Consider the following 12,561-nt stretch of genomic DNA (forward strand, 5'->3'; position numbering starts at 1 on the left):
TTACAGCTTTCGCCGCGACAGCCACAGCCCCATAAGAAAGGATGCAAAAATGAGAACGAGAGCGTTCAGCAGCAAGTCCCTTCCCGCAGGGTCAATAACATAATAGCGGTATGCGTTCATTTTGTTGTAATGCATGTTAATGCCGATGAACAACGCTAAAAACAAAATCGGCGTGAAATTGGCGATGCGGATCTCTAGCAGCCGATTGCGCTCCTGCTCATTCGCCCGTCTCGCTTTGCGCAAATCGGTAATGAGCTCCTTTAAACTGCTCTCAATTGGCGTCCCTTCGGAGAGCGCGACCCGAATAATATTAACGAAATAGTGGCCCCACACATGGCCTAGCGCTCCAGCAAATATTTTCAAGCTGGCTTCATCATCCCCGCGCACCGATAAATTGCGGTAAAGCTGCTCGAACACCGGCTGCATCGGACCGAGCAGCCTTCGCTCCTCAACCGTCCGGCGCAATGCCACTCTCACCTGCCGTCCGCCGGTAACGAGGTAGCACTGGTAAAACAGTTCGACTGACGGCAAGAAATCAAGCTGCAGCTGCATTTGGCGCTGAACGAGCAGCGTCCTAAGACTTACATAAGGCAGACAGCCGGCTACTGCGCCAAGCAGCAGCGTCCCTTTTATACTTTGAAAGAACAGTCCTCCAGCGGCGATTCCGCCTAGCAGCAGAAGGCAAGAACAAAGGGCTAGGCCTCCCGGCTCCAGCTTCAGCTGAAGCGACTCCAGCAAAATCTCTAAATGGCGATGCAGCCTGCCGAAACGCTTGAACCGTTCCGTGAGCTGGTAATAAAGCCGCCCTTCCCTCCGAAAGGAAAGCCGCCCGCGCCGCTGTTGTTCATTCAACCAATTGGAAAGCAACGCGGCTAGCGCAATATGAATCACGCAAAATAACAAAATAATTGCTGCGAACACCGACAGCTTAATCAATGGCGGCACCGCCTCTGGCCAGCTGCATGCTCGCCTTCACCGAAGGAGAATTCGGATAGACCCATTCACCGGCCTGTTCGTCAAAGCGAACCCAGTCGAGCACTCGCACCTTTCCTGCTTCCCAGCCGATTTCCCCGATACGCGCAATTAATCTGCGGCCGTTCAAATTGCGCATTTCAATGCCGATTTGCGTCACGTATTCGGCAATTCTCTTCGTCAACCGATCTGGATTCATCCCTCGCCCATCCAGCATGCACATATCGCAAATCGCTTCCGGCACATCTTCGAGCGCGTTGGCATGAACGGTAGTCATACTGCCCGAATGGCCTCTCGTGCAGGCTCGCACGTATATGTTAGCGTCCATGTCGCGAATTTCGGCGTGGATAATCCGTTCCGGCGATTGCCGCAGCGCAAGTTTGAACGCCTGGGATGCGCGATGCTGCGGATCATCTTCATCCGTTTCGTACTCGACCGTGTTTTTGTCTGGAAAATCGCGGCCAAGCATCATTTCAAACCGTCCTTCAATCGTCACGATCCGTTCTTCATTCGGCAAACCGGCAATTAACGCTTTCATCAAATGCGTCTTTCCCGAATTGGTCGGTCCGATAATAACCAGATTAAAGCGAGACTGAAGCACCGCTTCCAGCATTACCTTCATACGCATGTTCAATGTCCCGAAGGCAGGATCGATTAATGCCTCCAGACTAAAGCTTCTCACCGTAAAAAAACGGATGGTCAACGTCGGTTTTGAGGTAAATCCGAACCCGGTCATCGTAACGCGAGAACCGTCGCGCAGCACGACCTCCGCCCACCGCTTGCGCGGACTGATGCGGTCATTGTTGTACAGCACTAAATTTTGCTGAATGCGCTCCACCTCGCGCACATGCTCAAATCGGTATCTGGAAGATATCGTTTTGCCGCCCCTCACCTCATAAATAGCGGTGCCGACCACCTGTATTTCCTCCAGTCCCTCCTTGTTTTTCAATATAAGTTCGAGCGCGTTAAGTCCTACTACTTCAGCAAACAAAGCTTCCGCAAGCGTCTGGTACGAATGGGTATATCCATCCAGTTGGTGAAGGCGCAATTGAATCAAGCGGTCGGCAATAATCGCAAGAACTTGCTCGCGATCGGATGCAAACCCCAGTACCGCACGGTTCAAGGTCTCGTTGTACTGCCGCCTCTCCTCTTCGCTCAGACCGCGAGGCGCAGCCAGGTAGCTCTTCATTTCCTCCGTCAGCCTTTCAAAATCGATGTTGCCGTCGCCATCCATCCCGTCCGCAACTTGAGTCCCTGCCATTGCGGCATTGCTTCGCAGCTTTGCAGAGTAATCCGCAGGAGAAAACCGGCTGCCATTCATCCCCTTCATGAGCCGACGCCATTTCGGTGCGAAATAAGCTTTCGGTACCACGGCTGCGCATGCACCGCAGGAAATGAGCGGCGAATGCCATGCTTATTCATCAGCGATTTCGCCGGCTCAAGCATCGCCTTCTTCCCGGCTGAATCCTCCTTCAGCCATTGACTGTATTTGCCGCTGTCCAATTGCGCGAACAATGTATCAGACAGGCGCAATTCGCCCAGCTTAGCAGTTCCCAATTCTTTGCATACTTCTTTCATTTGATAGCCTCCAGTGCCCCATGGCGGATGAATGAGCAATGTCTCATATTGCTCTGCTGATATACCAAACAACGGCGATATTTGTTGAATCCATCGTTTCCCATCCTCTTGAAAATGAGTCAAAGCGCCGGTCGTCACGACAATTCGCGATTGTGCAAGGCGCATCGCGCACACGGTTGCCGCGTTATCCCAATAAGCTCCTGTGTCCGCTATGACAATCGAAAACGACCGCCGTGCAACGTCGATCAAATGCTCCGCTTCTTCCGGTGTGAAAAATTCCGCCTGATCGCGATGCATGTTGCCGAACAAAACTTGCAAGTTAGGCAATTCCTTGACGGCATAAGCGGCGCGAAGCAGCTTTTCTCCCGATAATGAGCAAGACGCCAATTCCGGCCTTAGCTTATCCAGTGTCACTTCCGGATGATCGACCCCGATATAACGGTGAATTTTAGCGCTTTTCAAATGGAGACAGAGATAGCCAACCGGCTTGCAGCTTGCCTCCGCTATGCGATAGGCGAGCGCGAAGGCCGCTGCGGTCGTCCCAATATTCGGCGTTGTGCCAACGAACCCGATAAACGGCGCGGCTCCAGCGCTTGATGCAGCAGCGGCAAATGCCGCCTCGTTCATGGCGCCGCTCCTTCCGAAGCTACACTGAGCGATTCCGGGCTAAAAGCGATAACCAGCTTGCGGACTCCGTCCTTGCAATAGCTGTCAATCTGCAGCCATTGCTCCTCGGAAAGATTCAAATTGATGTAATCAATCATCCCGTTCGCGTCGCGCCTAGACGCATACATCCGCTCCAGATCGCCATCGGCCAAAGAGAGCAAATTCGGATCTTGCGCATCGTCAATCTCAACGTTGCCCGACGATTTTACAGAAGCGACCGTTACCAGTTTTTCAAACAGCCTCCCCGATGGCTGGCCTTCGCCCGACACATAAATCGACACCTTGTCGCCGGCTCTTATTCCATTCGAAATCGAACGAATATATTCCCGCGGAATTTGAAACGTCGATTCCGAGCTTGCAGGCAGCAGTCGAAACCGGTTTATTTTCCAGACCAAAATCGGTTCATTCGTCCCAAGCGGCACAATCGTTTCCATTCCCTCGGCCTGATTGAGCTGCAGCAGCATACTGCCGTCCACCGCCTCGCGCGGCATTCGTCTGTAAGTCAAATCCGACGCTTCAAGCCTTTTCCCCGCTTCGATAAACCGTTTCGGAACGACGACTGCGATCGTCTCCTCCTTCTCCAGCTGCAACTGCTGCAATTGAAATAATCCGTAAACGAGTGCAGCCGACATTAAAGATGCCGCAATGCTAATGCCAATATTGCGTTTTTTATTCATAGCCCTCTCCCCTCCAACAGCTCAAAAGTCCGCAATACAAAAAAAAGAACGCAGCAGCAGCCCAAAAGGCCAACTACTTGCGTTCTTCGCAAAGTATTGCTTAGCTATATAAATTCAACAACCAATTAATGTAATAATAACAACTATTACAAAACTTGTCTACTCATAAAATGAAAATAGCGCCTCTCCATCACCGGAAAAGCGCCTTTCATTTAAAAATCAATTAATCCGACGCTGATCAGCAAGGCATCGTCTACCTTGCGCATCGTCTCATCGTCCAGATGCGTAATTTTATCCGTTAGACGCTGCTTGTCGATGGTCCGAATCTGCTCCAGCAAGACAACAGAATCCCGGTCAAAGCCATGTGCCGCCGCATCCATTTCAACATGGGTGGGCAGCTTTGCCTTTTGAATTTGCGCAGTAATAGCCGCCACGATTACAGTAGGGCTAAACCGGTTGCCGATGTCATTCTGAATGACGAGAACCGGTCTTACGCCCCCTTGCTCCGATCCGACAACAGGGGACAAATCCGCAAAAAAAACATCACCGCGTTTAACGATCAAGCTTTACACCCCGCTTACGAGACGTCCCAGCATATGGTCGGCTTCTTCCTCCGCTTGAAAAGCTTCTGAGGCCATGTTCAAGTTGATTTTCGCCATCTCGAGATAACCGCGCTGCATGGATTCGCGGATTTGCCGTTTCTTACGTTCAACAAGATAGAGCTTCATGGCTTGCCGAATAAACTCGCTGCGGTTGGAGTTTTCCTTCGCGACGATTCCGTCGACCTCCTCTAACAGCTGATCCGGTAAACTAATCATGATTCTCTTCGTGTTCTGCACATTGGCCACCGAGCAAGCACCCCCAAAACTTTTCCAAACAACCATTCATATTCATTATTGCATGTTTCAGCCGTTGCTATACTTCAACATATCTATGTGCAGCGTATATCAATTATGCTGCATGATTGACTCTGAATAGCACGTTCACATATCTGTTGCCTTACTTACTTCTCTGTCGTTGATTAAATTCCTCTTTGCAATTCCTTCTTAAAAAAGCGGTAATTTCATCCAGGCTACAAAACGGGATTCTCGACGGCAACCCGTTGTCCATTGCGCGTATACACGCGCGGAACGCGGGCCGCCAGCATGCAGGTCACTTCATAGTTGATCGTGCCCAGCTGATCCGCCACTTCGTCGGCAGTGATCGCTTCATCGCCTTGACGGCCAATGAGAACAACCTCCTCGCCAACCTGTACCGGTCCTCCTGCCGACGCTCGCTTCAGCGCGATCATGCACTGATCCATACAGATCGTGCCGAGCACCGGCACTTTGACGCCTCTAATGAGAGCATTCGCCTTTCCAGTCAGCATGCGGCTGAATCCGTCTGCATATCCGATAGGCAGCGTGCCGATCGGCTCCGCCCCTTTCGTCATGTAACGGCTTCCATAACTGATGCCCCAGCCTGGAGGCGCCTCCTTGACCATGACAACCTCGCTTTTCAGCGTCATAACCGGCTCAAGCTCAATGTTGCCGCGGCTTACTGCATGAGAAGGATAAAGACCGTACATGCTGATGCCAAGCCTGAGCATATCTCCCGACCATTCCGGCGTGTCAATGCCGGCAGCGCTGTTCGCCGCATGTATAATCGAAATTGGCCATTGCTGCCGTTTAACATGTTCAACAATTTCATTAAATCGTTCGTATTGCAGCTTCGTATAGCTTTTGTCCGCTTCGTCTGCGCGAGCAAAGTGAGTGAACAGCCCTTCCACTTCAAGCTCCGGCGCCTGCAGCGCCTGCTCGATATAAGCGACGGCCGAGTCAAGCCCGAGCAAGCCAAGACGACCCATGCCTGTATCAATCTTCACATGGGCCTTCAGCTTTTTCCCGTCTTGCCTTTGCGGCAGCGCCGCAGCGGCTTGCAATACGTCATCTCTGAATAAAGCAATTGTTACATTATGTTCTCGCGCAATTTCAAGCGCCTCCGCACCCACATAACCAAGCACAAGGATCGGCGTTGTTATACCTGCTTGCCGCAGTTGGAGCGCTTCATCTAAGAAGGCAACACCCAGATAGTCGACGCCGAAACTTTCAGCCTCGCGCGCTACTTCAATGGCTCCGTGCCCGTAAGCATTTGCTTTCACCGAAGCCATCAATAGCCTTCCCGCCGGCATCGAGTTGCGAAATGATTGAAGATTGCGAGACAGCGCATCAAGCGAAATTTCTGCCCTAGTCGGACGATAATACGATTCCAAGAACGTTCACCTTACCTCTCTGACGGCCCATCCATTGCTTATGCATCCTTACCGAACGTTTAAACACCAATAGAAACAATGTTATACGTTGCCGCTTGGACTGTCAATGAATTGGCCGCCAGATTCGGCTGGCACCTGTTGGAAACTTATTTCGATACGTCGGCTTGGACGGATTGGGCGATCCGAATCATTTCTGTTTCAGACAGTGTCGCGCTGGAGAGACGGAATTGATTGCCCTCATCCAGCCAGGTCAGTGTTTGAAGTTCATCACTGACGCTCATTTGACCGACCGTAGCGCCTAGAGTAACCATATAGCCGTCGCTATACGAAGCCGCTTGATCCTTCGGCTGCGTCTGAATCAGCGTAAAATCATGTGTTCCCGAGTATCGCGTCAGCAAGCCTGGATTTCCGCCGAATACGATATCCGTGCTGTCTTGCCATACGACGCCTTCCGGCAGGTACGTCGGTACTAATACTTGCAGAACCGCGTTCACGCCTTCTTCAGGCTGCGCCGCCGTATCATCCGCTTCTTCTTCGGCATCATCATTCGGCTGATTGCCGGCGTTGGCATTGGCATCGTTATTCGCTTTGCCTTCCGTTTCCGTTCCGGCTTTATCGCTATTGCTGTCGGCATCGTCATTTGACGTTGCCGCATTGTTGTTGCCTTCGGCATTGTTATTCTCCGGAGTCGTAATTGTCGCCTGATCGTTTTGTCCTTCGTTGCCGCCGGACGGCTCGGACTTCATATTCGCCTCCGTTTCGAAAGCGCCGCTTTCGAATTTCGGTCCGAATTCGAACGAGTCAAATTTCACATCTACCATAACGGCTGCATTCGCGTCGCTAACCTCGACATGAACCGGTTTATAGTCCGATTTGTTTAGCCATATTTTTTGACGGGCAAGCGTGCCGTTGTTGTAATTGGCCATTACATCGAACACATACGCATCGTCTTCAACCGCGAACTGGCGCGAGTTGTCAACCAGAATGCTTTGAACGAGCGTTTGGTACAGATACACTTGGCCTTGATTTTGCGGCCAGTCGCTTTGGAAACGGAACACTTTGTTCAAGCGAGGAGTGAGCACAAATACGCCATCGTCATTGCGGAGCACAATTTGCGTAATATCCTTCTCGGTGTTCGTCAATTTAATCCGGTAAAAATTCGGCTTCTGATAGGATACCTCCACCGCATACTCGAGAGGCTGCTGACCGGTATTGAGCGTCATTTTGCCAATACCTCTGTAGCTCTCCAAGCTGTTTACCGTTTTATCGAGCTCCTTGACCACGGACTCGGCGTCCTTCGTCCCGCAAGCGCTCAATATGAGTGAGAAAACTAAAATTAATGCCGCGGCCCATGTAATGCGACGCATTCCAACCAACCCCTCTTCACAATGTTTTTCCAACTGGTAACATGTCTATGAGGGTACTTGGACAATTATGCGGACTGGCAATGGCTTGGCTAAATTATTGTGCTTTTCATTTTTGCACTTTCCTATTGATACCGTTGCGGGCATTACTTCAACAGTATTTGCCTACGCTCCTCCTCATGCTGAATATTTCATCCCCGTTCCTTAATCAAGCCGTCTCCCCCGTCGTCCGTCCTATTCGCTCCCCGCCTAAGGGCCAGCTTCAAGAACCGTCCCCGGACTGTTACTGCAAAGAAGCATAAAGACTACAATAAGGACATCAAGATTGACACTAGCAATTACGAAAGGATGTTAGCCATGAAAAAATTGTTTCGTTCGACGACTGACAGCAAGATTACCGGGTTATGCGGAGGGGTGGGAGAATGGCTAGGCATTGATCCCACTGTGATCCGTTTGCTCGTCGCCATAGCCGCGCTGTTCAGCTTTGGTTCGGTTCTGCTGATCTACTTTGCAGCTTCGATTTTTGTTCCGAAGTCGCCTTTCAGCGATTTTCGCTACACCAATCACTACCACTATTAATCTTGATTTATCAAACTAATAAAAAGAGGAGTGTTGAGAAATGAGTATTTTTCAAAGACTTGCATCAATCACTAAGGCTGCGGCAAACGAATTGCTGGATAAGATCGAAAATCCGGTCATGATGCTCAATCATTATTTAAGAGACCTCGACGAGGAAATCGCGAGCATCGAACGCGAAGCATTACACCAGCAGGCGCAAGCACGGTTACTGTCAACTAAGCTGGAGGAGCAAAACACGCAGGTCGTTCATTATGAAGGAAAAGCGATTCAAGCGGTTGCAGAAGAACGTGAAACGGAAGCTCGCATCGCGCTGGAAGCGAAGCTTCATTACAAGCAATATGCCGAGGAAACAGCCAAGCTCCTTCAACTCGCAAATCAAGCGGCTTTGGAGCTCGGACAGCGGGCTGAGACGTTAAAGGAAGAACGCGTGCGTCTGCAAAGCAAACGCACAGAGCTCATTTCTCGCGTACAGCAAGCAGCTGCCGTTCCGGCGTCCTCGGGCTCCGCTCCGTTCTATAACAGCCAAGCGGCCAAAGGCTTTGACCGAATCGAGCAAAAGGTGATGGAGTGGGAGGCGGCTCGCGAGCTTCGTCAATCGCCGTACACTGCACAAGGCGGCCAGCCCACGGCTTCGTTCGAGCAATCCGCGCATAGAAGCGCTCTTATTGATGAGGAGTTAGAACGCTTGCGCAAAAAATAAAGATTCCTATTACAATAGGGGCTTTCCTCAGCATGAAACTGATGCGGGGATAGCCCCTGAATCTATATATTTACTCTCTATTAACTAAAAAAAACCATTTTAATATTCCCCTAATACTATTTAAATATGCCGCTAATATTCCGCCAGTAGACTAAGGGCATAACGAATAACCCATTTTGAAGGAGGCAGCATTCATGATCGTGTTTGATGTCGTCGTTGACGGTGAAGTGAAGGAAACGATTAAACCGGCAAACCAGAGACTCAAAGAGATTTACGCCTACGTGCAACTGGAATCGCGCAGAGTTCAGGCTAAATATTCGGGCAGCATTTATTTGAACCGCAGAATGGAATATAAGTAACGAAAAAAAGATGACCCTATACAAGGCCATCTTTTTTTTGCTCAAAATCCCCGTTTGAACAGCAGCGTTACAGCTCCTCTGGCGCACAGCAGCGCAAACGCGATGAACAGAAGCGCCCATATAAAACCCGGCACAAACGTCGCACGGCTCAAGCTTGCCGCATCCCCCGCCGTACCAGGCGAAGTAAAAGACATTATCAGTACAGCGAACGGACTAAGAACAGATTCAACCAGACATATAAAAGCGATTAACAAGTAGTAGCCTTTTCGAAGCCAATGCGGCGCAATCGCCCCGACAACCGCCGTAAGCGCGGCGAAGCCGGCGCACCAAAGCATGCCATAACCGTTACGCACGAATAAAACGAGGCCAATCGCCGCTAATGCTGCGGTCACATACAATCCGGCGCGTTCTTTATTTCGCGCATACATCAGAAAAAGCAGCAGCGCAAACAAAGCCGAGCCCATGTAGCCCGCAAGTGAAATCGGAATCGACATCCATGTTTCGGCATAGCTCATATAAGTCACGCCGCTTTGATTCGCATACAGGTTGATATGGTTGACATTCCCCTTCAGCAAGAACGCCGTCAGCGCGTGCCCCAGCTCATGAACAAGTGTATCGACATTGCGGAAAAAAGCGGAAAACGGAATAAGCCTCGTTAATACGACCGTCACCAATACTACAGCAGCCGTCTGCAGCCATGCTTTCATTGCAAATCCCACCACCCTTCATCTCAACAATACTTTCATACATGCTGTCCGGTTTCAAATTACGCTGCCTAGAAAAAAAAGGGGCTTCCCTCAAGGTCTATGACCTCAGGGAAAGCCCCATGCCAATCCGGCCCAAGCTACACGCCGTATTGTTCGATTTTAATAAGATTCGTTGCGCCAGCCTTGCCGCTTGGCGTACCCGCCGTAATTACGACATAATCGCCTTGGGCAAGCAGTCCTGTTTTTCCGCCATTGCTCAGCGCCGTTTGGAAAATGCCGTCGGTCGACTCCGGACGTTCGTTGCCCTTCACCGGCACAACGCCCCACAGCAGCGCCAATCTTTGCAGTACGTTGTCATCCGAAGCAATGGCAATGATCGGCGATTTTGGACGGTATTTCGAAACCATGCGTGCCGTAAATCCGCTCTCTGTCGGCGTCAGAATCGCCTTTGCGTCCAGTTCAAGCGAAGCGCTCACAACCGCTTGGCTGATCACTTCGGTAATCGTCGTCGGCTGAACCAGACTGCGCTGGCGGAAACCGTCCACATAATCAAGCATCGATTCCGCCCGCTCTGCAATCGATGACATTGTGCTCACCGATTGCACCGGATATTTGCCCGCAGCCGTCTCGCCGGAAAGCATAATCGCGTCCGTGCCCTGAAGCACTGCGTTGGCAACGTCGCTAACTTCAGCACGCGATGGGCGAGGGTTAACTTGCATCGAATCGAGCATATGCGTTGCAACGATAACCGGTTTGCCGGCAATGTTGCATTTGGAGATCATTTCGCGCTGAATCATCGGCACTTCCTCAACCGGAATTTCTACGCCGAGATCGCCGCGCGCAACCATAATGCCGTCGGAGGCTTCAATAATCGCATCCAGATTATCGACGCCTTCTTCATTCTCGATTTTCGAAATAATTTGAATGTGGCCGGCGCCGTTTACTTGCAGCAGCTCACGAATTTGCAATATATCTTCAGCGCGTCTAACGAAAGACGGCGCAATAATATCGATGCCCTGCTCGATGCCGAACAGAATATGGCGGATGTCGCGATCCGTAACACCCGGCAGCGTCGTGCGAATGCCTGGCAAATTAACGCCCTTCCGCGGCTTGATTACGCCGCCGTTCAAAATCGTGCAGACGATTTCCGTTCCTTGCGCCGATCGCACTTCAAGCTCAATCAAGCCGTCGTCCAGCAAAATCTTGTTCCCTGGCTTAACGACCAGAGGAAGCTCAGCATAATTAACATGAATCCGCTCGCCTGTGCCGACAATCTCTTCCGTAGTCAGCGTAAGCGTCTCGCCCGTCTTCAATTCGTAGGAAGCCTCTTCCAGCTTGCCAATCCGAACCTCCGGACCTTTAATATCGAGCAAAATCGGTACGATTGCATGGGTCGCCCGCGACGCTTCGCGAATGCGCTGAATGCGTCCCGCGTGATCCTCCAGCTCGCCGTGAGCCATATTCAGCCGCGCTACGTTCATTCCCGCTTGAATCATGTCCTTTAGCACATCCGTTGTATCGCAGGCCGGTCCCATCGTACATACGATTTTTGTTTTACGCATTTGTTGTCGATTCCTCCCGAAAGAACTTTGTCGTTGATTATTGTAGCTCTATTCTTCACATTGGACTATGAATTATAGTACGATATATGAAATATAGTATGACGAAAAAGGAGAGGCTTTGCGTATGCTTCAGTTCATCTCTATGCGACAGGATCGCGGCGTCGATTGGTTCGACGACGGCGTCCGCGATCCGGGCGTTTCGACGCTCGTGCTCGCAAGCTACGGCAGGTCTGTTTTTTGGATCGAGCAGGAGAAGGTTATTCTGGAGAAAGGCGAAACACTCTTCATTCCTGCAGGGCAATCCTTTTACGGCAAATGTATTCCGACTGTTTTTCACGAGAAATACGTCATTGCCTTTACCGGGGCCGTCGAGCTTGAAGGCCTGCCGCTGGCGAAGCGGACCGCCTGGGTCAAAACAAAGCTAGGCGCCTACGACTTATGCCTGGAGAGGCTTAAAGGCCTTTACGCCGACTGGTCCGACAATGCGCCATACGCCTCGTTTCGCGGGCTTTCCGTGCTGCTGGAGTGGCTCGCCGTATGGAATCGGGAACTCGATAAAGGCCCGCTGTCTCCCGAGACTCATCAGGCGGTTGAGCGCATGAAACAGTACATCACCGCTAACTATCAGCAAAAAATTACGAAGGAAACGCTTGGCGACTATATCCATAAGAGCCCCAACTATTGCGCCGCGCTGTTCTGCCGGATCACCGGCCAGACGATCAGCGAATATGTTCACGCCACGCGAATGAAGAAAGCGAGCTATATGCTTGTCGACTCGACACTTACTGTAGGAGAGATCGCCGAATTTGTCGGGTACAGCGACGTTTCCTATTTTCAGCGCATCTTCAAAAGAGAAACGGGAATGACGCCGACGGAATATAGGAGGGAGCGGCCTGCGCCTTCTGCATAACCGGTGTGATTTGAATTCGACTAAATATGACAAATTTTCAACATGTAAAATTGGAGAAATAAGCAAAACGGGGCTGTCCCAAAAGTGGTTCGCTCGCTGAAAAAACGGCTCGCATCAGTAATTGAAGAAGCGGTATTCATGAAAATAGTGTTGCAGAGAGCTATCCCTGCAACACTATTTTTCGATTTTGATGCTTTGTGGCTTTCTTCAGCAAATGATGGGCAAGCGAAAGCCAC

The 12,561-nt window shown here is 50.8% G+C and carries 14 protein-coding genes; 4 read left to right on the forward strand and 10 right to left on the reverse strand.

Going from position 1 to position 12,561, the window contains the following annotated elements:
- From GOM71_RS22360 to GOM71_RS22395, 8 genes are all read right to left on the reverse strand, one after another.
- Nucleotides 1-945, reverse strand: coding sequence for a hypothetical protein (locus tag GOM71_RS22360; RefSeq protein WP_367649753.1), 945 nt, complete (start codon nucleotides 943-945; stop codon nucleotides 1-3).
- A complete protein-coding gene (locus GOM71_RS22365; protein WP_156285189.1) occupies nucleotides 929-2,302 on the reverse strand; it encodes an ATPase, T2SS/T4P/T4SS family in 1,374 nt (457 codons plus the stop codon). The genes GOM71_RS22360 and GOM71_RS22365 overlap by 17 nt, the downstream gene beginning before the upstream one ends.
- Nucleotides 2,299-3,177, reverse strand: a complete 879-nt coding sequence (locus GOM71_RS22370; protein WP_156285191.1) for a CpaE/TadZ family protein — start codon at nucleotides 3,175-3,177, stop codon at nucleotides 2,299-2,301. Before GOM71_RS22370 ends, GOM71_RS22365 begins: the two co-directional genes overlap by 4 nt.
- The gene (locus tag GOM71_RS22375) at nucleotides 3,174-3,893 is read right to left on the reverse strand and encodes an SAF domain-containing protein (protein WP_156285193.1); all 720 of its coding nucleotides are present in this window, start codon (nucleotides 3,891-3,893) and stop codon (nucleotides 3,174-3,176) included. The genes GOM71_RS22370 and GOM71_RS22375 overlap by 4 nt, the downstream gene beginning before the upstream one ends.
- 212 nt (nucleotides 3,894-4,105) lie before the next feature.
- Complete coding sequence (locus GOM71_RS22380; RefSeq protein ID WP_028609438.1) at nucleotides 4,106-4,456, reverse strand: type II toxin-antitoxin system PemK/MazF family toxin; 351 nt, start codon at nucleotides 4,454-4,456, stop codon at nucleotides 4,106-4,108.
- 3 nt (nucleotides 4,457-4,459) lie between these two features.
- Nucleotides 4,460-4,741 (reverse strand): CopG family ribbon-helix-helix protein, encoded by a 282-nt coding sequence (locus GOM71_RS22385; protein WP_042170506.1) that lies wholly within the window; start codon nucleotides 4,739-4,741, stop codon nucleotides 4,460-4,462.
- 224 nt (nucleotides 4,742-4,965) lie between these two features.
- Nucleotides 4,966-6,144, reverse strand: a complete 1,179-nt coding sequence (alr, locus tag GOM71_RS22390) for an alanine racemase (protein WP_156285202.1) — start codon at nucleotides 6,142-6,144, stop codon at nucleotides 4,966-4,968.
- 146 nt (nucleotides 6,145-6,290) lie between these two features.
- Nucleotides 6,291-7,511, reverse strand: a complete 1,221-nt coding sequence (locus tag GOM71_RS22395) for an outer membrane lipoprotein-sorting protein (RefSeq protein WP_156285204.1) — start codon at nucleotides 7,509-7,511, stop codon at nucleotides 6,291-6,293.
- 354 nt (nucleotides 7,512-7,865) lie between these two features.
- On the opposite strand from GOM71_RS22395, the gene GOM71_RS22400 reads away from it, so the two are divergent.
- The 3 genes from GOM71_RS22400 (at nucleotide 7,866) to GOM71_RS22410 (ending at nucleotide 9,146) form a co-directional block, all read left to right on the forward strand.
- Complete coding sequence (locus GOM71_RS22400; protein ID WP_156285206.1) at nucleotides 7,866-8,087, forward strand: PspC domain-containing protein; 222 nt, start codon at nucleotides 7,866-7,868, stop codon at nucleotides 8,085-8,087.
- A gap of 40 nt (nucleotides 8,088-8,127) precedes the next feature.
- Nucleotides 8,128-8,787, forward strand: a complete 660-nt coding sequence (locus tag GOM71_RS22405; protein ID WP_156285208.1) for a PspA/IM30 family protein — start codon at nucleotides 8,128-8,130, stop codon at nucleotides 8,785-8,787.
- Between the two features lie 194 nt (nucleotides 8,788-8,981).
- Complete coding sequence (locus tag GOM71_RS22410; protein ID WP_156285209.1) at nucleotides 8,982-9,146, forward strand: mechanosensitive ion channel protein MscL; 165 nt, start codon at nucleotides 8,982-8,984, stop codon at nucleotides 9,144-9,146.
- Nucleotides 9,147-9,187: 41 nt separating this feature from the next.
- Here the strand turns inward: GOM71_RS22410 and GOM71_RS22415 are convergent, their stop codons facing one another.
- Nucleotides 9,188-9,853: a M50 family metallopeptidase gene (locus GOM71_RS22415; RefSeq protein ID WP_156285211.1), complete on the reverse strand. Its 666-nt coding sequence runs from the start codon at nucleotides 9,851-9,853 to the stop codon at nucleotides 9,188-9,190.
- A gap of 137 nt (nucleotides 9,854-9,990) precedes the next feature.
- Entirely contained in the window at nucleotides 9,991-11,415 is a 1,425-nt protein-coding gene (gene pyk, locus GOM71_RS22420) for a pyruvate kinase (protein WP_156285213.1), read from the reverse strand.
- Between the two features lie 124 nt (nucleotides 11,416-11,539).
- Here pyk and GOM71_RS22425 point away from each other — a divergent pair, with 124 nt between their 5' ends.
- Entirely contained in the window at nucleotides 11,540-12,325 is a 786-nt protein-coding gene (locus tag GOM71_RS22425) for a helix-turn-helix domain-containing protein (protein ID WP_156285215.1), read from the forward strand.
- Nucleotides 12,326-12,561 lie beyond the last annotated feature (236 nt).

It is taken from the genome of Paenibacillus sp. NEAU-GSW1, assembly GCF_009737085.1.
In the GTDB taxonomy this organism is placed as follows: Bacteria; Bacillota; Bacilli; order Paenibacillales; family Paenibacillaceae; genus Pristimantibacillus.